Below are 26,642 nucleotides of genomic sequence, written 5' to 3' on the forward strand. Positions count from 1 at the left end.
CTTCTTATTTTAGGAATAGTACTTTTAATCTCATTTACTGTTTTAAATTCAGAATATCTATTTGGTTGGATTTCACATAATTGGAAATTCTATTTAGTTTTAAGTTCAATTGCTCTATTCTTGCTTTTTATGAAAAAAAGGCTTATTTCTGTATTTATGACTATAGGAATAACCACTGGAATTTTTGTTGGAAACTATCTTGGGGCGTTGATAAAAGGTTATAATGAACAAAAGATTATTGATAGTATGAAGATGGAGGAAATATATAGACTTAGGCACCATCCTGGATTTGAAATATGGATTGGTATAATTCTTTTGTTTATTGTAATTGGGGCTATTATACAAATTGCTATAAAAAAGAAAAGTACTCAGATATAAATTATACTACAAGAAAACTTATTAATTAAAAGAAATTTTAGTACTGCACATTCTTTATATGATATTTACCATGAGTGTTAGTTAGGGAAAAAGAATTCCTTATATTGACTTACTTATATTGCTAGAATATATATTAAAAAGCCTTTATAGGTAGGTGCACAATTTAGCGTTAATCAAATATTGCTAAATTGTATTAAGATTGGAGTCATTAGACATACATATTTAGGGAGGGCAATAACAGACGTGTAAATTATAGATGAACTGAAAATTTTAACTTCTTGGAGAAATTTTATTAGATAGCAAAACTCTAGCGATTGCATGCTAGAGTTTTATAATGCAATGAAATCTATATAGAATTATTCTTTTTTTATATAAAGCAAGTTTTAATAATGTCTAGCGTTAAAATTATATAAGTATGGTAAAATATAGGTAAGTATATCTTTAGAAAGGATATTTATAGGAGAGGATATATTATGGAAGATAAATCTTATATAACTATAGTAGGTGGAGCTAATATAGATATTATTGGATTACCTCATAAAAAGCTTAGAATGAAAGATTCTAATCCAGGAAAAACTACCATGACTTTAGGTGGGGTTGGTCGAAATATAGGAGAAAATTTAGCTAGATTAGGAATAGATACTAGACTTATTACAGTGTTGGGTAATGATATCTATGGGAAGCTAATGATAGAAGAAGGAATGAAAATAGGTTTGGATATGTCAGAGTCTTTAATTCTTCCAGAGATGAAGACATCTACCTATATAGCTATATTAGATGAACTGGGAGATATGGAATTAGCCCTCTCATCTATGGATATATTTGAAAAGATGACAATATCTTTTATTCAATATAAAAGAGAAATTATAGAAAACTCTGCTCTTTGTATAGTAGACACCAATATACCTAAAGAAGTACTAAGATATATGCTCATTAATTTTAAAGTGGATTTCTTTTTAGATACGGTATCTACTTCCAAAGCAGAAAAGATTAAAGATATGCTAGGTAAGTTTCATACAATAAAAGCTAATAGATTAGAATCAGAAACATTATCTGGAGTGGAAATAGTAGATAAAATAGATTTAAAAAAAGTTGCCACCTATTTCATAGATACGGGAGTTGAAAGGGTATTTATTACTTTAGGGGAGGATGGAGTTTACTACCTCGATAAACAAAAAGAGTTACATATGAAATCACCTAAGATATCAATTGTAAATGCTACTGGGGCAGGAGATGCTTTTATGGCAGGGCTAGCTTATTCCTATTTCAATGGGTTGGACATAGAAAGAACTATAAAATTTGCCCAAGGTGCATCTTTTATAACCTTGGAGAATGAAAATACCATAAATCCAAATATATCAGTAGACAATATTGAAAAAAGAATAAAGGAGTTGGGACTATAATGAAAAAATATATGGATATTAAGGAAGAGGTAAAGGAAGCTTTAGAAGAAGGAAAGCCTGTAGTGGCTTTAGAGACCACAATTATTTCTCATGGAATGCCCTATCCTCAAAATGTAAAAACTGCCTTAGAAGTTGAAAATATAATTAGGGATAGAGGAGCATTTCCAGCTACTATTGCTATATTAAATGGGAAGATTAAGGTAGGATTAGATAGAGATGAAATCGAATATTTGGGAAAGGCAAAGGATGTTAAGAAAGTGAGTAGAAGAGATTTACCCTTTATCATAGCTGAAAGATTAAATGGTGCTACTACTGTAGCTTCTACTATGATAATAGCTAATTTAGCAGGCATCAAAGTATTTGTAACAGGTGGTATAGGTGGAGTCCATCGGGGAGCGGAAAAGACCTTTGATATATCTGCTGATTTACAAGAGTTGGCTCGTACTAATGTAGCGGTAGTTTGTGCTGGAGCTAAATCCATATTAGATTTAGGTCTTACATTAGAATACTTAGAAACCTTTGGAGTACCTGTAGTAGGATTTAAAACTGAAGAGTTCCCTGCCTTTTTTACGAGGAAAAGCGGGTTTAAGCTAGATTATCGAATAGAAGATGAAGAAAAGTTGGCAAAGACTATAAAAACTAAATGGGATTTGGGATTAGATGGAGGAGTGGTAGTTGCAAATCCAATACCAAAAGAATATGAAATGGATCCTAAAGTAATAGATAAAGCTATAAAAGATGCTTTAAATGAGGCAGAAAATAAAGGAATAAAAGGTAAAGATGTAACTCCATTTTTATTAGATAAGGTGAAAAAGATAACCGGAGGTAGAAGCCTACAATCTAATATAGAGTTAGTTTATAACAATGCAGTAGTAGGAGCAAATTTAGCTGTAATGTTGGAGAAACTATATATTGGGTAATATTTACAAACTATAACACTATCAAGTATAAAATATGATATAATATTAACAAATATACAATGTTTATTAGGAGGGGCATATTATGGATGTTTTATCTGCCATAGGAGGTAGAAGAAGTATAAGAAAGTATAGCAGCAAACCTGTAGAAGAGGAAAAATTATTAAAGGTTCTAGAGGCGGCTAGACTTTCACCTTCTGCAAAGAACAGACAAGAGTGGAGATTTATAGTTGTAAGGGAATTGAAAACTAGAATGAAGCTTACTGAAGCTATAGGTCAGCCTTTCGTTGGAGAAGCTCCAATAATTTTAGTTTGTTGTGGTACTGAAGTAGAAAGTATTATGAGAGGTGGACAACCAAGATATACAGTAGACTTGTCTATTGCAACGGCCTATATGATATTAGAAGCCTACGAACAAGGACTAGGTACATGTTGGTTAGGTAGTTATGATGAGAATAAGGTAAAGGAAGTACTGGGTATTCCAGAAGGGGTGAGAATAGTTGCAATAACTCCATTAGGATATCCCAACGAGTCACCTGCTCCAAGACCTAGGAAACAACTTGATGAAATAATAAGTTATGATAAATATTAAGGTATAAAAGGGAATGATAAAACAATAAACCTTAATGAAACTATTAAGGTTTATTGTTTTATTTTTGTGTATTTACATTAGAAAAATTAAGTAGTATATTATATCTTAGTGAATATAATTAGAAAGTGGTGGAAAAGGATGATTCACCGAAACTTAGGAGAATTAGCTGCTTTGGGAACGGCATTATGTTGGACTATATCAGGAATTACTTTTGAGAGTGCAGGGAAAAAAGTAGGATCTTTATCCGTTAATTATATAAGGTTAATTTTAGGATTTATTTTTATTAGTACATACTCTTTTTTTTCTAGAGGAATTTTGTTGCCATTAGATGCTACCAAGAGCAATTGGATATGGTTAATGGCATCTGGATTCATTGGTTTCTTTTTAGGGGATTTATTCTTATTCCAATCTTACGTAGAAGTAGGCTCTAGAATATCATTATTGATAATGGCATCTAGTCCACCGATTTCAGCTTTTCTTGGATTTGTTTTTTTACGCGAAAGACTAGAATTAATTAGTTTATTAGGTATGACTATTACAATCCTTGGAATAGCTATAGTAATTTTAAGTAAAGAAACAGGCGAAAATAAGGTAAAGATAACTTATTCTGCAAAAGGATTAATATATGCTTTTCTAGGAGCTTTCGGACAAGCTTTAGGTCTTATATTAAGTAAGAAAGGAATGGGAGATTATAATCCTTTGGCCGCTACTCAAATACGTATAATTTCAGGATTTATTAGTTTCACCATTTTATTTATTATAACAAAAAAATTTGGAGATTTGAAAATAGCATTTAAAAATAAAAAAGCCATGGGAGCTATAACCATAGGTTCTCTTTTTGGTCCCTTTATAGGGGTAACTTTATCTCTTTTATCATTAAAATATACTAGTGCAGGTATTTCTTCTACCATAACTTCTATAATGCCAGTAACCATAATACCTTTTTCCATATTAATTTTTAAAGAAAAAGTAAAACCAAAAGAAATACTAGGAGCAATTATTTCGGTAATAGGTGTAGGTATACTATTTATTTAGAAAAATGAATGCATATATTAGCTGAAAATTTTCAAATAAATTCCCTTACAATGGGTATTATTTAGTATAGAAAAATATAAAACCATTAATCCATTTGCCAAAAGATAGGATTTTGCTATAATATCAAATATAAAGAAAAGCAATAATATATATAAAGGAGAATAGTCTATGATTAGAAAACTCAAGGGAATAGAGCCAAAAATTCATGAAGATACCTTTATAGCCGATACTGCTTCAATTATAGGTGATGTAAATATTGGAGAAGGCACAAGCATTTGGTATGGAGCTGTTCTAAGAGGGGATATTGAAAATATTACTATAGGTAAATTTTCAAACATTCAAGATAATGCCACTGTCCATACGGAAACAGATATACCTACTAAAGTAGGAGATTATACTGTAGTAGGACATAATGCAATCGTGCATGGTTGTACCGTAGGAGATAATTGCTTAATAGGAATGGGCTCTATTATCTTAAATGGGGCAGTTATAGGAGATAATTGTATAATTGGTGCTGGAACTGTAGTTACAGAGGGAAAGAATATCCCGCCAAATTCCTTAGTAATGGGAGTGCCGGGTAAAGTTGTTAGGCAAGTTACAGAAGAAGATATCGATGCTATAAGGAAGAATGCTCTAAGGTACAATAGGTTATATAAGAAACATATAGACTAAATTATATATAAGCCCTGGTTAGATTGGCTCTAATCAGGGCTTATAATTAATGTATAAATTGGATTGACTTTTATAATTAAAAAGGATAGAATGGTTTAACGAAGCCGAATTTTAATTACCATTGGTAAAAACGTCTTTTTATTATACAAAATAAAATGAACCTAAATTTAAATGTTATTATATTAAATTAAATTTTATTAATAATATTCTGGAGGAATGATAATGGAAAATAATAAAAAAACTAAAGAGAAAAAAACTATAGCTTCTGTTATTAAAGCTATAGAAGTAATAGAATATATTGCTCATTCAGAAAAAGAGGTTGGAGTGACGGAAATAAGTAACGGACTAAATTATGGCGTAAGCGCTACCTATCATCTACTAAATACTCTTAAGGAATGTAATATTATAGTTCAAAATGATAGAACAAAAAAATATAGTTTAGGATTGAAATTATGGCAAATAGGTATGTTAGCATATGGTCAAAATCATATATCTATAACATTGAAACCATACTTAAGAAAGCTTAGAGATCTTACAGGTGAAACAGCTAATTTAACAATTATGGATAACTATCAGATTGTATATATTGCTCAAGAAGAAAGCAATAGATTAGTAAAGATGTTTACAACTACAGGAGCAACAGCACCATTACATTGTACTGGAGCCGGTAAGATTTTATTAGCCCATAAACCTGAAGAAATACAAAACTTGATATTGGAAAGAATAGAATTAACTAAATACACAGATAATACTATAGTAAACAAAGAAGAACTTTTAAATGAGCTTAAAAAGATAAGGGAAAATGGGTATGGTTTTGATAATGAAGAAAGGGAATTAGGAGTAAGCTGTATAGGAGCACCTGTATTTGATTTGAATAACGACGCAATAGCATGTATTACCATATCTGGACCAACAGCAAGGTTCACTAAACAAAATAAAAAGAAATGGGTAGATATTGTTGTACAAATATCAAAAGAAGCTACTAATCGCCTTAAGACTATTAATTAAATATGAAAAATAGGCTGTCTCGAATAAGTTTCAAGTTTATTTGGGACAGCCTATTTTTATAATTGATAACTAATTTAATAATATATACTTGACAGAAGAACAAAATAATTATATGATTAATTTAACAATATTAAATAGGATATAATAATAGTAAATAGAGGTATGAAAATGAAAAAAGAAATATCAATGATGGTAGGGCCAACTGCCGTACCGGAAAGAGTTCTAAAAGCAATGAATAGAAAATCTATATCACATCGTTCACCTGAATATTGTGAGATACATCAAAGAGTAAGGGATGGATTGAAAAAAATATTTAAAACAAAAAATGAAGTCTTCATATTAACATCATCAGGAACAGGAGCAATGGAAGCAGCTATACAGAATTGTTTTTCTTTTGGTGACGAAGTTATAGTACCAGTAATAGGAACTTTCAGTGAACAATTTGCATCTATGGCTGAAGCACATCAATTAAAGGTGATAAGGGTAAAATTTGATCTAGGTGAAGCAGCAGATGTAAATAAGGTAATGGAATATGTAACTCCAGATACGAAGGGAATCTTCGTAATACACAATGAAAGTTCTACCGGAGTAACAAATGATATAGAAGCATTTGGTAAGGCATTAGAAGGAAGTGATGTTTTATTAATAACAGACTCTGTAAGTGGAGCAGGCGGTTTGGAAATGAGGATGGATGAGTGGAATATAGATGTAGTTTTATCTGGTTCACAAAAAGCGCTTATGGTACCAGCAGGGTTGTCCTTTATATCGTTAAGTGATAAAGCCTGGAAAGCAACAGAGAAATCCAACCTTCCAAAATTTTATTTTAACTTAAGTAAAGCAAAAAAGTTTCAAGATAAAAATCAAACTCCTAATACACCTGCTGTTTACAATGTTTTTGCTGTGGATGAAGCTCTTAAAATGATCTTTGAAGAAGGTTTAGATAATGTATATAAGAGACATATTGATAACACCAATAGAATAATAGAGGGTGTAAGAAAATTAGGATACGATATATTTCCAAAAGATGATAAATATGCTTCTAGAACCTTAACGGCAGTTTATGCCCCAGGCAAAGCTAAAGAAATAGTTAAAGGTTTATCCGAGCAAGGAGTAATAGTAAATGGTGGATTAACTCCAATTGCTGATGATGTATTTAGAGTTGGAACAATGGGATATGTATATAAAGAAGATGTAGATGGATTTTTAGAAGCATTGGCTAAATTGAGTTAAATAGAAAATAATTAAAATCCTATACTAATTAATGGAATTCCTTTTATTCTTTTATAATTGCAGTTTTGTAATATAAAATTGCATTTTAAATAGAATAAGAGGAATTTATTTTATTTTAGTGTTTTTCTGCTTGGTTTCATACTTCTTTTTAGACTTTATAAAGTTAACTACTTCACAAACATGGCCTTGTATTTCGATTTAATTCTTATTGAAATACTGATTATGACAATTATCTTTGACTTTTTAGAGATTTTAGGCATTCTGGTTTTTAATAACTAAAAAAGCCTATTGTGTATAGGGAAAATAATGTTGTTTCAAATCATCAAAATTAAGAGAAAGCTTCTTATTAGTATTTTTGTGAATAAGAAACGATACACTTTCGTTTTCCACTCTTTTTTTAGTCGAGAAATTTGGTACTCACTTAAATCAAGGCTTTTAGGTGCTACACAAGGCCTAAGGTTGCCTTCAATTACGCTTGAGATGATTCTATACCTATTTAATAGTTTTTCAGTCAATAGGTAATATACCTCTTTTTTTCATATTATTATTTTGACATTATCAAAAGATAATAACATAATTTAAAACTTAACATTGACTTTTGTTAAAATAAATACTACAATGATTTTAACAAAACAAAAATAAATTTACCAATAGTAAATATACAAAATATAGCTAACTGAAAGTTACTATTAGTAGTATTAGTTAATATTTTAGGAGGTAGAAAAAATGAAAAATAGAAAACTTGTTATGATTCCAGGACCTACCCCAGTTGTTAGATCAATACAAGATCAAATGGGAAGGGAAACCGTTGCATTTGGTGATCCAGGATTTATTAACGATTTTAAAGAAGTAATAACAGATTTAAAAACCATCTTTAAAACTAAAGGAGAAGCTTTTGTAGTAGCTGGAACTGGTACATTAGCCATGGAAATGGGAATAGCTAATGTTACAAAAGAAGGAGATAATGTATTAGTAGTATCCACTGGTTTCTTTGGAGATCGTTATGTTGAACTTTGTGAAAGAAAAGGTCTAAATGTTGATGTTATATCTTCAGAATGGGGAACTATAGTACCTGTAGAAGATATCGAAAAGAAACTAAAAGAAAAGAATTATAAAGCTGTAACCGTTACCCATGTTGATACTTCAACGGGAGTATGTGCTCCAGTAGCTGAAATAGGACAAATGGTGAAAAAATTTGAAGACACTGTATTAGTAGTTGATGGAGTATGTGCTACTGCCGCTGAGCCAGAATATTTAGATGAAATGGGCATAGATGTGCTTATAACTGGATCACAAAAAGCTTTTGGAGTTGCTCCAGGTCTTGCAATAGTACTTGCTGGGCCTAAAGCATTAGAAAGAAGAAAATCCTTAGGAACTATTAGAGATTACTATATAGACTTTGAAAAATGGATTCCAATTATGAATGATCCAGCAAAATACTTTGGTACTCCACCAGTAAATATGATATGGGCATTACAAGAATCCTTAAGGATAATGAAAGAAGAAGGTATTGAAAATAGATATAAAAGACATATAAAAGTAGCAAAAGCTATGCAAGCTGCATTGGAGGAAATAGGATTTACCATATTAGCAGAAAAAGAGCATAGAGCAGTAACCCTTTCAAATGTATTATACATGGATGGTATAGATGATGGAGAGTTTAGAAAAATATTAGCTGAAGAAGGAGCAGTAGTAGCAGGAGGCCTTGGAGCCTATACAGGAAAAATGTTTAGATTAGGGCATATGGGTAATATCGATACTCATGATTTAGTATCAACTATGTCAGCAATTGAAAGAACTCTTTATAGGCTGGGGATAAAGGATGTATTAGGCAAAGGCGTTGGTACTCTTACAAGAGAATTGATGAAATAAAGTGTACATTTTAACATTATCCCAAAAACCCAGACTAGACATGTCTTGTCTGGGTTTTATTATCAAGCAGTTCTATCTATAAGATTAATCACAAATATTTATTACAATGCTCCTACAAATATTAAAACAACATTCTGCTTTTGGACAATCGCCAAATTTACATTCATTTCTACCATCTCTAGAATGTAATGGCTCATTCATATCTGGAGAATTTTCAAGCACAGTTTTTATAGTTTCCTTAACCATTTCTGACATATTATGTCACCTCCCTCTTGAATTGCGGCAATAAAATTCTTGGGCGAACAATTTAAACAATGTTAAGGCCTTTTGCCCATTAGCATTATATTCCAATTCATTAATCTTGCTACTTCCATTAAATAAATTTTTTAAGAAGATTTACTATTCATTTATTTTTTATTGTTCCCCAGTTTCTCGTGTCTTTTTCTTTTAATATTTTTTTGATATTCTCTAACTCTACTTCTATTGACTCAAGCCATTCTTTTATACATTTAATCTCTTTTTCATGGTTCTCAACCATTTTTTTATTGGATATATCAGATACATTTATGTAGATATCAGATTTGTCATTAGTATTGATTTCTTTCACATCTTCTTTTCTACATTTACTATCATTTAAATAAATTTGTATATCACATAATACGAATTTCAACATTTTCGAATTTCGTGCTATTCGACTGCTACCTTTTTTTAAAAAACATTCTTCTTCTTGTAAATGGAATAAGGCACTAAGCGCTTCTTCATTCTCTATGACTGATTCAATAATATCAGGGCTAATCAATTTTGGTATTTCTATATTATTAATTTTGTCCATCTTTCCACCTTCCTTAATAAAGTATTATTAATCCATGATACATAATATGAGAAAGGTAATTGATTTGTTAACCCAAAAATTAATTAATGATTTTTTATTATTCGGTATTAGTATATGTTATAATAATTAAAAAACCTATTCAAGGGGTGACTCTATGGTAAAAACCGATTATTTGGAATCAAAGGTGATGGAGATAAAAGACTGGGTAATAGATATAAGAAGAGACTTTCACCAATACCCAGAATTAGGACTAGAAGAGTACAGAACTAGGGACAAGATTATCGGACATTTAAAGGATATGGGTATTGAAAACAAGATAGTTGCAAATACTGGAGTAGTAGGAATAATAAAAGGAAAAAGCAAAGGAAAGACTGTGGCTCTTAGGGCAGATATAGATGCATTACCTATGGATGATAAAAAAGATGTTCCTTATAAATCTAAAATAGACGGGAAGATGCATGCCTGCGGTCATGATGCCCACACAGCTATTTTACTAGGAGCTAGTAAGGTGCTTAACGACATAAAAGATAATATAAATGGAAATATTATACTCTTATTTCAGCCAGCAGAGGAAACCGTTGGTGGAGCATTACCTATGATAGAGGAAGGGGTATTAGAGGATCCTTATGTAGATGGAGTTTTTGGTCTCCATGTAGATAATAGTCTTGAAACTGGTCAGATTGGTATTAAATATGGTCAGATGAAGGCAGCCTCGGATATGATTAGAATAATAATTTATGGGAAAAATAGCCATGGAGCCTATCCTCAAGATGGAATAGATGCCATTGCTATAGCTGGTCAGGTATTAGTAGCTTTACAAACAGTAGTGAGCAGAAATGTAGATCCTAGGTCTTCTGCAGTGTTAACTATTGGGACCATAAAGGGTGGATATGCAAGAAACATAATTGCAGATAAGGTTGAAATGGAAGGAATAGTTAGAACTCTAAAAGAAGAATCGAGAAAGCTAGTATTACATAGAATAAAAAACATAGTAGAAAAAACACCTCAATCTTTAGGTGGAAAAGGAGAATTTATAAGAACAGAAAGCTATACTGTTTTGATTAACGATGATGATATGGTGGATATTGTTAGGAAAAACGGATTAGAATTATTAGGTGAAAACAATGTATATCAAATGCCTTATCCTAGTTTTGGGGTAGAGGATTTTTCCTATTTTGCAGCTGCAAGACCTTCTGCTTTCTTCCATTTAGGTTCTGGCAATAGAGAAAAAGGCATTATTTATAGTGGTCATACCCCTTATTTTGACATAGATGAGGATTGTTTAACCAAAGGTATTTTACTTCAAGTGCAAAATGCCTTAGAGTTTTTAAAAAAATAGAATAGAAATAGGGAGGTTTAAAATGAATTTTTTAGACAAATATAATTACTGGTTAAATAATGGATACTTTGATGAAGGAACTAAAAAGGAATTGGAAGCTATTAAAGATGATGAAATGGAAATAGAGGATAGATTCCATAAGGATTTAACCTTTGGAACTGCTGGATTAAGAGGTAAAATTGGTGCAGGAACAAATAGGATGAATAGGTACACTGTATCTTTAGCTACTCAAGGATTAGCAGATACCATCGTAAATAAAGGAAAAGAGGCTATGGAAAGAGGAGTAGCCATAGCTTATGATGTTAGACATTTTTCCAAAGAGTTTTCATATATAGCAGCTAGGGTTTTAGCAGCTAATGGTATAAAAGTCTATTTATTTGATGATATAAGGCCTACACCAATTTTATCCTATACTATAAGAAGATTGAACACAATATCTGGAATAGTTATTACTGCTAGTCATAATCCAAAAGATTATAACGGTTATAAAGTATATTGGGAAGAAGGTTCCCAAATATTAGATGATATAGCCGAAGAGATTCTTAACAATATAAATAATATTGGAGACTTTTCCAATATTGAGCTAATTGATCTAGAAGAAGGAATAGAAAAAGGACTTATCCAATATATAGGTAAAGAGATTGATGATGAATATGTGGAAAAGGTAGAAAAATTAGGGATAAACGATGATATAGATAAAGAAATTAAGATTGTCTACACTCCATTAAATGGTACTGGAAATAAATTGGTTAGAAGAGTACTAAAAGAAAGAAACTTTACAGAAGTATATGTAGTACCTGAACAGGAAAAACCAGATCCAGATTTTACTACTGTAGGATATCCAAATCCTGAAGATGTTAAAGCTTTTGAATATGCTAAAATATATGGTAAAGAAAAGGATGCAGATATTTTAATAGCAACAGATCCAGATTGTGATCGAGTAGCGTGTATGGTTAAAGATGATAATGGGGAATATGTGTTTTTAAATGGAAACCAAACAGGAGCTTTACTAGTAGATTATATATTATCATCTAAAGATAAGAAAGGTACTATTCCTAAAAATGGGGCCATAGTTAAAAGTATAGTAACAGGGGATTTAACCAGAGCGATTGCAGAGGATTATAATGTGGCTACTTTAGAAACTCTTACTGGTTTCAAACATATATGTGGAAAGGCTAATGAATTCGACAGAACTCATGAACATACCTTTATTTTTGGATATGAGGAAAGTATAGGTTATGTATATAGTACCATTGTTAGGGATAAAGATGGAGTTATTTCCTCTATGTTAATAGCGGAAATGGCTGCTTTCTACAAGAAAAAAGGGAAAAATCTATTAAATAGATTAGAAGAATTATATGAACAATATGGTTATTATTTTGAAAAGCTAATTTCCATAGTATTGGAAGGAGTTGAAGGACAGGAAAGGATAAAAAGGATAATGGATTCTTTTAGAGAAACTCCTATTAACACTATTGGTGATATGGAATTAGTAAAAACTATAGATTATTTAAGAGATGAGACAGGAAATCCCAAATCAAATGTATTAAAATATTTCTTTAATGATGGTTCTTGGTATGCAGTTAGACCATCAGGAACAGAGCCAAAGATAAAAATATATATCTACTCAAAAGGAGAGAATAAAATCTCATCGGAAGAAAAGATTAAATTAATAGAAAAAGCAACAATGGATAGAGTAGAAGCTATAAGATAATAAAAAACCTTCCCAGATTTAAAATGGGAAGGTTTTTTATGTATAAAATTGGGGAAAGTTTCACATGATATCCATGTATGAGTATTAGGCATTAAAGGAGTGATTACTATTAAAGGGGTTATTATGTCTGGAGGAATTGGTACCCGACTTAGGCCGCTAACTTGCGACTTACCTAAGCCAATGGTATCAATTTTTAACAAACCGGTAATGGAATATGGAATAGAATTATTGAAAAAGCATGGAATAAAGGATATTGCAGTTACATTACATTATCTACCTAATATGATCATGGATTATTTTGGCTCTGGTTCCAAATTTGATGTTAATATTAAATATTATATAGAGGAAAAGCCCTTAGGTACAGGAGGCAGTGTAAAGAATGCCGATGATTTTTTAGATGCTACTATAGTTGTAATAAGCGGAGATGCTTTTACTGATATAGATTTAAAAAAAGCCTACGATTTCCACGTTGAAAAAGGATCCAAAGCCACATTGGTTTTAAAAAAAGAGCCTATTCCATTGGAATATGGTTTGGTAGTAACCAATGAAGATGGAAAGATTATACGATTTTTAGAAAAACCTAGCTGGGGAGAAGTATTTAGCGACACTATTAACACAGGAATATATATATTGGAGCCAGAGGTTTTTCAATACTATAAAAAAGGTGAAAATTTCGACTTCAGTAAGGATTTATTCCCTAAATTATTAGAAGACGGAGTACCTATCTATGGATATATAACAGAAGAATATTGGTGTGATGTTGGTGATTTAAGTACCTATATAAACACTCATAAAGATATATTGAGCCAGGAAAGTAGAAAATATCTTCTAGGAGACAATCAAGGGGAAGGTATCTGGATTGGAGAAGGAACCATAATTGAAAAAGGTGCTAAAATATATCCACCTATATATATAGGAAGAAACTCTATAATAAAGGCTCAAGCAAGTCTAGAGCCTTATACGGTAATTGGGAATAACTGTAGTGTAGGAGAGGGTAGCTCTATAAAAAGGAGTATTATTTGGGATAATGTAGACATTTCAAATAACTGCGAAATTAGAAAAGCTGTCATATGTAATAATGTAAAAATAGATGAAAGAAATAGAATATTTGAAGGAACTGTAATAGGTGCACATTCAAAAATATTTAAAAACAGCACCATTAAACCTGGAATTAAGATATGGCCACACAAGACCATAGATGAGAATATTACTCTAAATGAAAATATGGTATGGGAAGAAAAAGCATCTAGAAAGCTTTTTGGTTCTAGGAATATTTCTGGCATTTACAATGCTACCATAACACCAGAAATAGCTGTCAAGCTAGGAACTAGTTTAGCCACTGTAATCAAAAGTAAAGGTATTTATATAGCAAATAGCGATGAACATAATCTATCTAAATCCATTAAATCCTCTATTATATCTGGAATTTTATCTACTGGATCTTTGGTAATCGATATTGAGGATGGTACTATGCCCATGTGTAGATTTGGAGTAAAACATTTTAAAGCAGATGGTGGAGTTCAGATAAGAACAGATGAACTTAATAAAAATCTAGTATATATAGAAATAATAAATGATAAGGGAGGAAATATTGATAAAGGTACAGAAAGAAAAATCGAAAATGCCATGATTATAGAAGATTATAAAAGGTGTAGCGAAGGTGAAATAGAGGATATAGTTAATATTTATAATTTTTCATCCATCTATTTAAAAGAAGGTATAGAGAGATTAGAAAATGTTCATAAAATTAGAAATAAAAATCCTAAACTGATTATTGCCGCTCCATCTAAAAATATTGTCAGTTTAGCAGAAAAATATTTAAATAAAATAGGTTGTAATGTTAAGGTGGCAGAATATAGAAATGGTTTAGAAATAGAAGATATAAAAAACTTAGTATTAGAGAAAGATGGCGATTTAGGTATTCTTTATAGTGAAGATGGTGAAAGAATTGCTTTAACCGATGGGTTTAATATTGTCCAGAATGAAAAATATTATCTATTATCATTATTAATAGGTTTTAAAACTGGAGAGATTAAAGAAGCGGTAATACCTTATAATTTTCCTAGGATTGCTGAAAAGATAGCCAAAAAATATAATAGCAATACTATTTATACTAAATCCAATATTTCAGATTTAATTCAAACTATAGTCAATAAAGAATTGGATTTTCAATTTGTATTGAACTTTGATGGTATTTGGGCTACAGGAAAAATCATCGATTATCTAGTGGATAACGATATGGTACTAAATAAATTGCTTCAAGAAATACCTGAGTATTTCTATTTCAAGAAAGAAATACCCTGTAAATGGGATAATAAGGGGAATATCATTAGGAGATTGACAGAAGATAGAAAAGAAGGTGTAGAACTTAAAGAGGGAATAAGGTTTATTGATGATAATGGCTGGGCATTAATAATTCCAGATGAAGAAAAACCAAGGTTTAATCTATATATAGAAGGTCATGATGAAGAGTATGCGGAAGAATTATGGATAAAATATGATAGTAAAATAAGAAGATTATTAAATAATTAATAATCCAGCATTGAAAGGAAGGGCAAAGATGTGGACAAAATATATTAATAGGTTATCAGTAGGAGAAGAAGAAATCCATACTCTATATAAAATTGTTAGAAAGTCCAATACTAAAAGGTTCTTTTTAAATAGGTTAGACCAAAGCTTTAGAAAAATAGAGAAAGCATATTTAGAATTTAATAGGGATATATCTAAAGGCAAGTCTTTACCAAAGGGGACAGATTGGCTATTGGATAATTTTTATTTAGTAGAATTAATATATAAAGAATTAAGGGCTAATATAAAAAGAGAAAGAAAAATTGTATTAAATACAATAGAAACAGGTAAATATAAAAGCTATCCCAGAGTTTATCTATTGGCATTAGAACTAATTTCCCAAGGAGCAGGGAGCATATCTGAGGAAAACCTGATAAGCTTTATTAATGATTTTCAAAGGGAAGATATATTATCCTTAGAGGAGATAGCTCAGTTTTCAAGATATATTACTTTAGGGTTAATGGAATGGATTGGAAACATCTCATCAAGTCTTATGAAAATTTATACTCTATGGCAGGAAATAGACAATTTTGACCTATCCATAGAAGGAAATCTAGCAAAGATTGTAGAAAATATACATAGTATGGACTCTACACAAATAGAAAGAATAGTTAGGAAAATAAGGGAGGAAAAGGAAAACTTTCAGTTCATATTAGATAGAATAAATAAAAAACTAGATTATTATGGGAGAAGTATTGAAGAAATTTTAGAAAACGAATATACTATCCAATCTAAATTAAAAATTTCACTAGGCTATTGTATGACATCTTTAAGAAACCTTTCCTCCTTAAATTGGGATAATATTTTCCATTCCATATGTATTGTAGAGAGGGTACTTATTGAAGACCCATTGAAAACATATGAAGAAATGGACTCTCAATCAAAGAGTTATTATAGGTATGAAATTCAAAAATTAGCAGATAGATTCAATGTTCAGGAAATACTATTGTCTAAGAAGGCATTGGAATTTGCTAAGGAAGAATGGAAAAAGGGAAATAGGGATAAGAAAGCACATATCGGATATTACCTTATAGATAAAGGAAGAGAAAGGCTATTCAAATTTTTTAGTAAAAATAATAGAAATTCTAGTTTCTATATAAATACATATAGCTATTACTATATGCCAATAGTTTTAGTTTCTTTATTACTAACAGTTCTTTTCAGTATCTATGGATCTAAAAGAGGGAATATCTATTGGGGCATTCTAATTTTTTTTATAACTATTATCCCAACTATGACTATTTCTATAAACATATTCAATTATATATATTCTAAAAGATATAGACCTAAAGTTTTGCCTAAAGTTGACTATAAAGAAAGAATTCCTAAAGAATTGGCAACTTTTGTTGTTATACCTACTTTGCTTCCTAGTGAAGATAGGGTGGAAGAATTAGTTAGAAATTTGGAAGTTTATTATCTATCTAACAGATTAGAGAATATATATTTTGGAATAGTAGGAGATTTTAAGGATAGTGACAATAAAATCGCCTTAGATGATGAAAAAATAATAGATAAAGGATTAAAGGCAATTAAGGATCTAAATGATAAGTATGCTTTAGAAGAAGATATATTTTATTTCTTCCATCGAGAAAGAGTTTATTCTGAAACCCAAGATAGATGGATGGGATGGGAAAGGAAAAGAGGAGCTTTAGTAGAGTTAAATAATCTTCTTTTAGGAGATGAGGATACTAGTTTTAATGTTATTTCAGGAGATATTACAAAACTTCAGGAAAAGATCAAATATATTATAACTTTAGATGCAGATACCCAATTACCTATAGAGGGTGCTAAAAAACTAATAGGTACTATCTCCCATCCTTTAAACAAGGCTATTATAGATAAAGACAAAAATATAGTTAAAGAAGGATATGGAATAATTCAACCAAGAATATTGGTAGACATCGAAAGTAGCAATAAATCTCTATTTACACGAATATTTGCAGGGGCAGGGGGAATAGATCCTTATAGTACAGCAGTATCGGATATTTACCAAGATCTATTTGGAGAAGCTATATTCACAGGAAAAGGAATCTATGATTTAGAAGTATTTCAAAAATGTATAAATGATGTAATCCCTGAAAATGCTATACTTAGCCATGATCTCCTAGAAGGAAGTTTGATTCGAGTAGGACTAGCAACGGATATAGAGCTGATAGATGGATATCCTGAAAAGTATAGTTCTTATATTATGAGACAACATAGATGGGTCAGAGGAGATTGGCAACTAATTAGATGGCTTTTTGGTAAATATGGAGAATCCATTTCATCTTTGTCTAAGTGGAAAATTTTAGACAACTTAAGAAGAAGCTTGCTGCCTATATCTTTACTAATGACCATATTTTTGGGTTTGATATTTTTCCCTGGAAATATTTTTGCCTGGATAGGATTAGCACTGACCGTTTTATTATTACCTATAATAATAATGGCAATAGAGGTTTTGTTGTACAGAAAATCAAAAATTCAGAAGATGAAGTTAAATGGGAATATAATATACGGTTATAAAACCCATCTATATCAAGGATTATTAACTTTTATGTTTTTACCTCATGAAGGGTTAATGATGGTAGATGCTATAGTTAGAACGCTATATAGGGTATTGGTTTCAAAGAAAAATTTGCTAGAGTGGACAACAGCCTTTGATATGGAAAGAAAACTAGGCAACAGTATAACTTGCTACTTTAATTTAATGAGAGGTAATTTTCTTATATCCCTAGCATTGGTGATTCTTACCTATATATTTAATACACCAAATGTATTAATTGGGTTAATCGTTGGCTTACTCTGGTCTTTAGGACCTATGGTGGCCTATGAAGTCAGTAAAGAAGAAGTTGAAACTACAGAGAAAAGGCAAGAAGATTTAGAACTATTAAAGGAAATAGGAGAAAAAACATGGAAGTTTTACGAAAACTTTGTAGACGGTAAAAACAATTATTTACCACCAGATAACTTCCAAGAATACCCATATAATGGAGTAGCTAATAGAACCTCACCTACTAATATAGGTTTCTATTTGCTTTCCATACTATCTAGTAGGGATATGGGTTTCATAAATACAGAAAAGATGATACATTTGATAGAATTGACTTTAGATACTATAGAGAAAATGGAAAAATGGGAAGGACATTTATATAATTGGTATGGCACTGGAACTTTAGAACCCCTAAGACCGGTTTTTGTCTCAACGGTAGATAGTGGAAATTTCATATCTTATTTAATAGTATTAAAAGAAGGGCTAAAAGAATATATAGAGGACTTTACTGAAAAACAGAGGATAGTAGATTTAATAGATAGAATAAAAAATATAATTGACAATACTAAATTTGCTCCTCTATATGATGAGGTAAAAGATCTTTTTTATATTGGATATAATGTAAAGGAAGAGAAGGTGCTAAATTCCTATTATGATTTATTGGCATCTGAGGCTAGGATTTCATCTTATATTGCCATATCAAGAGGTGAGGTACCTTTAAAACATTGGCAAAGGTTGGGTAAGCCCCTTATTATGGAAAATAACCGTATAAGCCTTGCTTCCTGGTCTGGAACTATGTTTGAGTACCTGATGCCTACTTTGGTATTAAAAAACTATAAAAATACTCTATTAGATGAAACTTACAAAACATCTATTAATATTCAAATAAACTATGGAAATAAAAACAATATACCTTGGGGTATTTCAGAGTCAGGGTTTTTTGCCTTTGACAATAGACTCAATTATCAGTATAAGGCTTTTGGTGTTCCAACTTTAGGTTTTCAAAGAGGGCTCAAGGATGAATTAGTAATATCACCATATTCTACCTTATTAGCATTAAAGTTTGAACCTGATAAAGTTTTAGAGAATATTAAAAAGCTAAAGGAAGAAGGTTTAGAAGGAGAATATGGGTTTTTTGAGGCTGTAGATTATAGTATTAATAGACTACCTTCACATTTAGATAAAGGTATAGTTAAATCCTATATGAGCCATCACCAAGGGATGATATTTGCAGCTATAAACAATTTTATAAACAACGACATATTAATTGATAGATTTCATAGAGATTCTCAGATGAAATGTGGAGAATTTTTGCTACAAGAGAAAATTCCTTTAAATCCAATTATAACTAAGGAAAAAGAGAATTTGGAAGATATAAATATCGAGAGAAAAAGAGAAGAAAAGTTGGAAAAAAGGATATATGGGAAAGAAGATCTACAGGATATTAAATGCCATCTTCTATCCTCAAACACTTATACTTTAATGATTAATAATAGGGGAGAAGGCTTTTCGAAAAATCAAGATATTTTTATAAATAGATGGAGAAAAGATTTTTTATCAATTCCCTATGGACAGTTTATATATATTAAGGATGTAAAAAATAATAATTTATGGTCTACTACCTATGCACCCACATACAAAGAGCCCGACTATTATAATGTAGAATTTTCTACCTATAAGGCAAGTTTTAGGCGGAAAGATGGGGATATTGAAACTAAAATGGACATTTTTCTATTACCAGAAGAAATTGGGGAAATAAGAAATGTTAGATTAATAAATAATGGAGATGAAGAAGCTATCCTTGAGGCTATAAGCTATTTTGAAATAGTAGGGGAAAGGTTAGCTTCAGATTTAGCTCATCCTGCTTTCAATAACCTATTTATCAAAACGGAAGCCCTTGAGGAAGAAGAAGGAATTTTAGCCAATCGAAGAAAAAGAGAAGATAAAGGGGAAGACCTTTGGATTCTTCATGGAGTAAGGGCTTTCAACAATGGGGAAGATAGTTTTCAATACGAAACAAATAGAGGAAATTTTATTGGTAGAGCCAATTCACTAGATAGTCCTAAAGGAATATTAAAAGGGCTTACCAATACTACTGGAGTAGTATTAGACCCCATAATGAGTATAGGAAAAAAGATAAAACTAAAACCTAAGGAGAAGATGGATATATTCTTTATTACCGCTTTGGCTAGGACCAAAGATGGAGCTAGAGATATATTGAAAAAATATAATAATAAGTCCAGTATAAAAATGGCCATAGACCTTTATAAGACTAAATCTCAAACGGAAATGGGATATCTAAATTTAAACAGGTCCCATTCAAAATTATATGATGAGTTGCTCCCATATTTATTTTACCTAAAGGAAAATACAAAAGCTCCTTATGCGTCTATATTAAAGCAAAATATAAAAGGAAAAGAAGGATTATGGGCCTATGGTATTTCTGGGGATAATCCGATAGTATTAGCCACTATCAAATCTATGGAAGGTATTGGCACCTTAGTCCAGCTATTAGATGCTCATGAGTATTGGTCATATAAGGGATTAACAGTGGATTTAGTTATATTAAATGAAGAAGATAGTATCTATTATCAACCTTTGTTTGAAAATATACGGGAAGTAGTCTATGAAAGAAGAGGTAATGTAGTTGATATTTCAGGAGGAGTGTTTATTAGAAATATAAACACTATGCCGAAAGAAGATTTAGCTTTATTTTTCAAATGGGCAACGGTAATTATTAAAACAGAAGAAGGACCAAAGATTGGTAAATTTACTACAGAGCTAAAACCTCCTAGAGAATATAATGGTAAATTAGTGGAATATCCAAAAAAGGATATAATCTTAGACTTAGACTACTACAATGGGTATGGCGGATTTTCAAAGGATGGTAGGGAATATATAATAAAAGTTTCAAAGGATGTAAATACTCCTTTACCTTGGATAAATGTATTAGCTAATAGGGATTTTGGTTCTATAATTACAGAACTAGGTAGCGGGTTTACTTGGGCTAAAAATAGTAGGGAAAACAAACTAACTCCTTGGTACAACGATCCAATACTAGAAAGGCCAGGAGAAATAATCTATTTAGTAGATGATAATACTGGGGTAGCATGGAATATTACCTCTAAAACTACCAAGGATAATAATGATTATATAGTTGCTCATGGGACTGGATACACTAAATTTTATCATCATAGTCAAGGTATAGAGCAAGAATTAACAGTTTTTGTGCCTTTAGACGATAATATTAAGATCAATTTAATAAGACTAAAAAATGATGCCAGTGAAGACAGAAAGATTAGTTTATATTATTATATTAGACCCGTGCTAGGTGTTTCTGATGAGGAAACAGAGAGATTATTGGAAACAGAAATGAAAGATAATATATTTTTAGTTAAAAATTCAACTAATATCGAATTTAAAGATAGTACAATTTTCCTAGGTTCTTCAGAAAAGATTAAGTCTTATACAGGAGACAGAAAGGAGTTCTTAGGAATTTACCCTGATTATAAAAATCCTGAAGGAATTAAAAGAGAAGGATTATCAAATAAGGTAGGGTTTGGATATAATCCATGTGCTGTTATAAAGGTAAATATAGATATTCCAGCAAATGGAGAAAAGGAACTGACATTTTTATTAGGGGAGGAAAATGATTTAGAAAGAGGTTATAAATTAATAAATAAGTATAAAGATATTCAAGTTTCGAAAAGGGCTCTAATAGAAGTAGAAGAATTCTGGAATAAAACCTTATCTACTATTCAGATAAAAACTCCAGATAATACTATGAACTATATGATGAATCACTGGCTAATGTATCAAACCATTGTTTGCAGAATATGGGGCAGGGCTGGATTTTATCAAGTAGGTGGTGCTTTTGGAGCAAGAGATCAGATGCAGGATGCAATAAATGCAATTTACCATATGCCTGATATGACTAGAAAGCAAATTCTCAGAAATTGTAAACATCAATATAGAGAAGGAGATATACAACACTGGTGGCACCCAATACCAAATAGTGAAGTCCATAAAGGAATTAGGAGCAAATACTCAGACGATTTATTATGGTTGCCTTTAGGAGTAGCAAAATATATTAAGGTTACTGGAGATAAGAGTATATTGGAAGAGAAAATTCCCTTTATCGAAAGCCCTGTTTTACAGGAATGGGAAGAAGAAAGGTATGAAGTACCTACTATATCTGAAGATATTGGTACTGTATATGAACATTGTACTAGGGCCATAGATAAATCCTTAAAATTTGGTGAAAGAGGTTTACCACTTATGGGGGGAGGAGATTGGAACGATGGTATGAATAAAGTAGGTTATAAAGGAAAGGGAGAATCTGTATGGCTAGGATGGTTTATAGCTAGCGTGCTTAAAGATTTCATACCTATTTGTAATATGGTAGGAGATTTTGAAAGAGCAACAAAATATAATAATATAATGGAAAAATTAAAGAATGCTCTAGAAACTAATGCGTGGGATGGAGAATGGTATAAGAGGGCTTTCTATGATGATGGCACATCTCTAGGTTCTAAGGAAAATAGCGAATGTACCATCGATTCAATAGCTCAATCCTGGTCGGTTATTTCTACTTTAGGAAATAAAGAAAGGTCAAAAGAAGCTTTGAAATCTGTAGAAAATTATTTAATAAACGAGGAAGAAGGAATAATAGCATTACTAGCTCCTCCTTTTGACACTTCAGACCAAGAACCAGGATATATAAAATCCTATGTACCAGGAATTAGAGAAAATGGAGGTCAATATACCCATGCTGCAACTTGGGTAGTTAAAGCCTTTGCCATGTTAGGAGAAGGAGACAAGGCTTATAAATTATTTAGCTCAATCAACCCAATAAATCATTCTAGAACCCCAATAGAAGCAAATAAGTACAAAGTTGAACCTTATGTTATAGCAGCAGATGTATATACAAACCCTCAACATATGGGAAGAGGAGGTTGGACTTGGTATACAGGTTCCTCTGGTTGGATGTATATAGTAGGTTTAGAGGATATATTAGGATTCAGAGTAGAGGAAGATAAGTTATATATAGACCCGTGCATACCTAAAGATTGGGAAGGTTTTAGTATAGTATATAGGTTTAAAAATACGAAATACAATATAGAAGTAAAAAATCCAAACAGGGTCAATAAGGGCATTAAGCATTTGATAGCAAATGGAGTTTCTATAGACAATAAGTATATTGAATTAATAGATGATGGGTTGGAGCATAATATAGTAGTAGAGATGGGAAATTAGCAATTTAATATTACAAAATTGTTACAAATAAGTTCTCAAGACAGTGTCACTGTTTTGAGAACTTATTCATTATAGCTTATTATCTAATTTTATTAAATATCTCTGATACCTTATTCCAATCTACTATATTCCACCAAGCATCAATATAATCTGCTCTCAGGTTTTTATACTTTAGATAATATGCATGTTCCCATACATCGATGCCAAGGATTGGGAACTTTCCTTCAGAAATAGGATTATCTTGATTTGGAGTAGATACTATTTCTAATTTTCCGTTGTTTAAAACTAACCAAGCCCAGCCACTACCGAATTGTCCTAGAGCTGCTTTCTTGAATTCTTCTTTAAACTTATCAAATCCACCTAAATCTTCATCAATCTTATTTGCAAGTTCTCCTTCTGGTTTACCTCCACCTTCTGGAGACATTATTTGCCAGAATAATGTATGGTTATAATGGCCACCACCATTATTCCTTACAGCAGTTCGAATTTCCTCTGGTAATTGATCTAGAGATTTCAATATCTCATCGATTGACATTTCTTGAAATTTAGAATTCCCTTCTAAAGCTTTATTTAAATTGTCAACATAGCCCTTATGATGTTTTGAATAATGTGTTTCCATTGTTAATGCATCGATATAAGGTTCTAAAGCCTCATAGGAATACTTTAGTTCTGGTAGTTTAAATGTCATACTATTCTCTCCTTTATCTATATAATCATTTTGTTATTATCTATTATTATATATATCCAAATATGAAAATGATAAACATTATCATATAAAAATTAATATCAATAATAATGCTAATTATAAAAGCCTCTTTCTTGAATAAAGAGAGAGGCTTTTATTTATACTAATATTTATTCAATTCTTCCTTTAATCGGGGAAACAAATAATTTTCTTCTAAATGGATATATTCTAATACTTTGGATTCAAACTCTTTTAAGATTTCATAGGTTCTATCATAAGTAGCGCAGCCATCTTTAGGTGCAGAATATCCTTTGGTTATTTTGTTTAAGTCTTCAAACAGATTATCAATATTGTCTTCCTCAGATTTTAATAGGTTTTTTTCCTGGAATATTTCTTCTAGAAGTTCTTTTCTAGGTCTCCTATCGTAAATTTTAACTAACGGTAGTATATTAATTCCTTCCTTAATCATCCTTTGAACTAAATTGATTTGTATAATATGGTAGATTCTATGAACTTTTGAAAGTTCTTTATGGTCTTTACCATGAACCTTCAATATTGTTGTGGTTAATGTGCTTATATTTTTCATTTCTTTTTGGAAATATTCATGATAAACGTTAGAAATAATATTGACTAAATTTGTTAATGATTCATTTTGTAATTCTACTATTTTATTTTCCATTACGACACCTCCATAAATTTTAGTATTTCCATTTTACTAGAAAATTTGATTGGAAACCTTGACCTAAGTCAAAAATTCCATTGACAATATATTTTGGTAGAATTAAAATATATTTCGAAGCCCTAATATTTTTTATTACTATTCAAAACTGAAAATATATGATAGAATCATAAATACTGACGCAAAAAAGATATGATAGGATGGATAGGAGGGATATGATGAAGAAAATGTGGAAAGACAAGGACTTCTTTAGGGCTATGTTTGCCATAGCATTGCCTATTACCTTACAAAATTTAATTGCATCATCTGTAAATATGTTGGATACCCTTATGATTACTAGTTTGGGAGAGGCTAGTTTAGCTGCTGTAGGTCTTGCCAATCAAGTATTCTTTTTTTATAGTGTAACCGTATTTGGTGTATCTACAGGTTCGGCAGTATTTATCGCTCAGTTTTGGGGGAAGAAGGATAAAGATAATATAAAGAAAATACTTGGGCTATCCCTTTCCATAGCAAGTTTAATTGGAGTTATATTTACAATAGCTGCATTATTTATACCTAATCGTATTATGATGATATTTAGCAAGGATCCTGAAGTTATCCGTCTTGGAATAGAATATCTAACTATAGTATCACTTAGTTATATTATAACAGGAATTAGTTTTTCTTATGGAGTTGCTTCTCGTAGCATTGGAGATGCTAAAATGCCTATGGTAGTAAGTTTAATATCCTTTGTTACAAATGGAATATTTAACTATTTACTAATATTTGGTAAACTTGGATTACCAGCTTTGGGAATCAGAGGGGCTGCCTATGGCACATTAATAGCTAGGGTAGTGGAATTGACCCTTATTTTATATTCTGTTTATTCAGGAAATGGACCTTTGGCAGCTAGTATAAAAGAGATGACTAACTGGAATAGAAATTTTGTTAAAAGGTATATTAGAACAGCCTATCCGGTAATAGTTAACGAAGTATTGTGGTCATTAGGCACGGTCTTATATTCTATTGCTTATGCAAAAATAGGGACAGAAGCTGCAGCTGCAGTACAAATATTAAATACGGTACAAAATCTATTCATGACTATAACTAGAGGTATGGGAAATGCTTGTACTGTAATGGTTGGAAATAAAATTGGTGCCGGTGAAGAAGAGGTTGCTGTTGAATATGCCAATAGATTTTTAATTATATCGGTAGGATTAGGTTTGATACTAGGAATGGGGCTATACTTGACAACGGATTCAATTTTAAGTATTTTTAATAATTTGACTCCCCGTCTATATATAACTTCAAAAAAACTGTTAAATGTCTTAGCTATATTTTTCACAGTTAAGGTATTCAATGGAACCATGATAGTAGGAGTCTTGAGAGGCGGTGGAGATACTAAATTTTCTATGTTATTGGAGATGGGAGCTGTTTGGCTAGTAGGAGTACCCTTAGCTTTTTTAGGGGCTCTTGTATTCAAGCTACCCGTTTATTATGTAACTCTATTAGTATATGTAGAGGAAATAGTTAAAGCTTCAATTGGATTACCAAGGGTATTCTCAAAGAAATGGGTGACCAATATAATTCAAGATATGTAATTTTGAGACCTAAAATCAGGTCTCTTTTTGTAATAAATAAGAAAGTTTGGCTTTTAAAAAACAAATTAAAAGGCTTCCTTATAATATTTTGAAAGAAGCCTTTTTTATATTATAACCTGTAAATGGATTAAGA

18 protein-coding genes are annotated in these 26,642 nt (G+C 31.1%); 14 read left to right on the plus strand and 4 right to left on the minus strand.

From position 1 onward, the window contains the following. The 9 genes from C3E89_RS00370 to C3E89_RS00410 form a co-directional block, all read left to right on the plus strand. A partial coding sequence (locus tag C3E89_RS00370) for a hypothetical protein (protein ID WP_236910527.1) occupies window positions 1–378 on the plus strand: 378 nt, incomplete at its 5' end. A gap of 473 nt (window positions 379–851) precedes the next feature. Further along, on the plus strand, window positions 852–1,781 hold the full coding sequence (locus tag C3E89_RS00375) for a PfkB family carbohydrate kinase (RefSeq protein WP_236910528.1): 930 nt from the start codon (window positions 852–854) through the stop codon (window positions 1,779–1,781). Beyond that, the gene (locus tag C3E89_RS00380; protein WP_272876542.1) at window positions 1,781–2,701 is read left to right on the plus strand and encodes a pseudouridine-5'-phosphate glycosidase; all 921 of its coding nucleotides are present in this window, start codon (window positions 1,781–1,783) and stop codon (window positions 2,699–2,701) included. The genes C3E89_RS00375 and C3E89_RS00380 overlap by 1 nt, the downstream gene beginning before the upstream one ends. Window positions 2,702–2,783: 82 nt before the next feature. Next, window positions 2,784–3,290, plus strand: a complete 507-nt coding sequence (locus C3E89_RS00385; RefSeq protein WP_236910529.1) for a nitroreductase family protein — start codon at window positions 2,784–2,786, stop codon at window positions 3,288–3,290. A 138-nt stretch (window positions 3,291–3,428) separates the two neighbouring features. Beyond that, on the plus strand, window positions 3,429–4,325 hold the full coding sequence (locus C3E89_RS00390) for a DMT family transporter (protein WP_236910530.1): 897 nt from the start codon (window positions 3,429–3,431) through the stop codon (window positions 4,323–4,325). A gap of 168 nt (window positions 4,326–4,493) precedes the next feature. Further along, entirely contained in the window at window positions 4,494–4,997 is a 504-nt protein-coding gene (locus C3E89_RS00395) for a gamma carbonic anhydrase family protein (RefSeq protein WP_236910531.1), read from the plus strand. Between the two features lie 222 nt (window positions 4,998–5,219). Continuing rightward, the gene (locus tag C3E89_RS00400) at window positions 5,220–6,005 is read left to right on the plus strand and encodes an IclR family transcriptional regulator (RefSeq protein ID WP_236910532.1); all 786 of its coding nucleotides are present in this window, start codon (window positions 5,220–5,222) and stop codon (window positions 6,003–6,005) included. A 168-nt stretch (window positions 6,006–6,173) separates the two neighbouring features. Beyond that, window positions 6,174–7,235, plus strand: a complete 1,062-nt coding sequence (locus C3E89_RS00405) for a pyridoxal-phosphate-dependent aminotransferase family protein (RefSeq protein ID WP_236910533.1) — start codon at window positions 6,174–6,176, stop codon at window positions 7,233–7,235. A 726-nt stretch (window positions 7,236–7,961) separates the two neighbouring features. Next, window positions 7,962–9,107, plus strand: a complete 1,146-nt coding sequence (locus C3E89_RS00410; RefSeq protein WP_236910534.1) for a pyridoxal-phosphate-dependent aminotransferase family protein — start codon at window positions 7,962–7,964, stop codon at window positions 9,105–9,107. An 84-nt stretch (window positions 9,108–9,191) separates the two neighbouring features. Here the strand turns inward: C3E89_RS00410 and C3E89_RS00415 are convergent, their stop codons facing one another. Continuing rightward, on the minus strand, window positions 9,192–9,362 hold the full coding sequence (locus C3E89_RS00415; protein WP_236910535.1) for a hypothetical protein: 171 nt from the start codon (window positions 9,360–9,362) through the stop codon (window positions 9,192–9,194). Window positions 9,363–9,510: 148 nt separating this feature from the next. Next, window positions 9,511–9,939 (minus strand): hypothetical protein, encoded by a 429-nt coding sequence (locus C3E89_RS00420; protein ID WP_236910536.1) that lies wholly within the window; start codon window positions 9,937–9,939, stop codon window positions 9,511–9,513. 154 nt (window positions 9,940–10,093) lie between these two features. Between C3E89_RS00420 and C3E89_RS00425 the strand changes: the two genes are divergently transcribed. From C3E89_RS00425 to C3E89_RS00440, 4 genes are all read left to right on the plus strand, one after another. Next, a complete protein-coding gene (locus C3E89_RS00425; RefSeq protein ID WP_236910537.1) occupies window positions 10,094–11,278 on the plus strand; it encodes a M20 metallopeptidase family protein in 1,185 nt (394 codons plus the stop codon). Window positions 11,279–11,300: 22 nt separating this feature from the next. Then, complete coding sequence (locus tag C3E89_RS00430) at window positions 11,301–12,992, plus strand: phospho-sugar mutase (RefSeq protein WP_236910538.1); 1,692 nt, start codon at window positions 11,301–11,303, stop codon at window positions 12,990–12,992. 123 nt (window positions 12,993–13,115) lie between these two features. Continuing rightward, a complete protein-coding gene (locus C3E89_RS00435) occupies window positions 13,116–15,524 on the plus strand; it encodes a sugar phosphate nucleotidyltransferase (protein WP_236910539.1) in 2,409 nt (802 codons plus the stop codon). 28 nt (window positions 15,525–15,552) lie between these two features. Continuing rightward, the gene (locus C3E89_RS00440; RefSeq protein ID WP_236910540.1) at window positions 15,553–23,565 is read left to right on the plus strand and encodes a GH36-type glycosyl hydrolase domain-containing protein; all 8,013 of its coding nucleotides are present in this window, start codon (window positions 15,553–15,555) and stop codon (window positions 23,563–23,565) included. A gap of 79 nt (window positions 23,566–23,644) precedes the next feature. Here the strand turns inward: C3E89_RS00440 and C3E89_RS00445 are convergent, their stop codons facing one another. Together C3E89_RS00445 and C3E89_RS00450 are read right to left on the minus strand one after the other, a co-directional pair. Next, window positions 23,645–24,253, minus strand: coding sequence for a superoxide dismutase (locus tag C3E89_RS00445; RefSeq protein ID WP_236910541.1), 609 nt, complete (start codon window positions 24,251–24,253; stop codon window positions 23,645–23,647). Window positions 24,254–24,413: 160 nt separating this feature from the next. Continuing rightward, complete coding sequence (locus C3E89_RS00450) at window positions 24,414–24,929, minus strand: hemerythrin domain-containing protein (RefSeq protein WP_236910542.1); 516 nt, start codon at window positions 24,927–24,929, stop codon at window positions 24,414–24,416. A 218-nt stretch (window positions 24,930–25,147) separates the two neighbouring features. Between C3E89_RS00450 and C3E89_RS00455 the strand changes: the two genes are divergently transcribed. Beyond that, complete coding sequence (locus tag C3E89_RS00455) at window positions 25,148–26,509, plus strand: MATE family efflux transporter (RefSeq protein ID WP_236910543.1); 1,362 nt, start codon at window positions 25,148–25,150, stop codon at window positions 26,507–26,509. Window positions 26,510–26,642: the final 133 nt, after the last annotated feature.

This window comes from Clostridium sp. Cult1, from assembly GCF_021655095.1.
In the GTDB taxonomy this organism is placed as follows: domain Bacteria; phylum Bacillota; class Clostridia; order Tissierellales; family Tepidimicrobiaceae; genus Schnuerera.

What these genes read in the sequence shown, in the direction of transcription:
- C3E89_RS00405 (WP_236910533.1), top strand. Translation starts at nt 6,174, where the DNA reads ATGAAAAAAGAAATATCAATGATGGTAGGGCCAACTGCCGTACCGGAA.
- C3E89_RS00390 (WP_236910530.1), top strand. Translation starts at nt 3,429, where the DNA reads ATGATTCACCGAAACTTAGGAGAATTAGCTGCTTTGGGAACGGCATTA.
- C3E89_RS00455 (WP_236910543.1), top strand. Translation starts at nt 25,148, where the DNA reads ATGAAGAAAATGTGGAAAGACAAGGACTTCTTTAGGGCTATGTTTGCC.
- C3E89_RS00375 (WP_236910528.1), top strand. Translation starts at nt 852, where the DNA reads ATGGAAGATAAATCTTATATAACTATAGTAGGTGGAGCTAATATAGAT.
- C3E89_RS00410 (WP_236910534.1), top strand. Translation starts at nt 7,962, where the DNA reads ATGAAAAATAGAAAACTTGTTATGATTCCAGGACCTACCCCAGTTGTT.
- C3E89_RS00380 (WP_272876542.1), top strand. Translation starts at nt 1,781, where the DNA reads ATGAAAAAATATATGGATATTAAGGAAGAGGTAAAGGAAGCTTTAGAA.
- C3E89_RS00415 (WP_236910535.1), bottom strand. Translation starts at nt 9,362, where the DNA reads ATGTCAGAAATGGTTAAGGAAACTATAAAAACTGTGCTTGAAAATTCT.
- C3E89_RS00425 (WP_236910537.1), top strand. Translation starts at nt 10,094, where the DNA reads ATGGTAAAAACCGATTATTTGGAATCAAAGGTGATGGAGATAAAAGAC.
- C3E89_RS00435 (WP_236910539.1), top strand. Translation starts at nt 13,116, where the DNA reads ATGTCTGGAGGAATTGGTACCCGACTTAGGCCGCTAACTTGCGACTTA.
- C3E89_RS00450 (WP_236910542.1), bottom strand. Translation starts at nt 24,929, where the DNA reads ATGGAAAATAAAATAGTAGAATTACAAAATGAATCATTAACAAATTTA.
- C3E89_RS00420 (WP_236910536.1), bottom strand. Translation starts at nt 9,939, where the DNA reads ATGGACAAAATTAATAATATAGAAATACCAAAATTGATTAGCCCTGAT.
- C3E89_RS00430 (WP_236910538.1), top strand. Translation starts at nt 11,301, where the DNA reads ATGAATTTTTTAGACAAATATAATTACTGGTTAAATAATGGATACTTT.
- C3E89_RS00445 (WP_236910541.1), bottom strand. Translation starts at nt 24,253, where the DNA reads ATGACATTTAAACTACCAGAACTAAAGTATTCCTATGAGGCTTTAGAA.
- C3E89_RS00395 (WP_236910531.1), top strand. Translation starts at nt 4,494, where the DNA reads ATGATTAGAAAACTCAAGGGAATAGAGCCAAAAATTCATGAAGATACC.
- C3E89_RS00385 (WP_236910529.1), top strand. Translation starts at nt 2,784, where the DNA reads ATGGATGTTTTATCTGCCATAGGAGGTAGAAGAAGTATAAGAAAGTAT.
- C3E89_RS00440 (WP_236910540.1), top strand. Translation starts at nt 15,553, where the DNA reads ATGTGGACAAAATATATTAATAGGTTATCAGTAGGAGAAGAAGAAATC.
- C3E89_RS00400 (WP_236910532.1), top strand. Translation starts at nt 5,220, where the DNA reads ATGGAAAATAATAAAAAAACTAAAGAGAAAAAAACTATAGCTTCTGTT.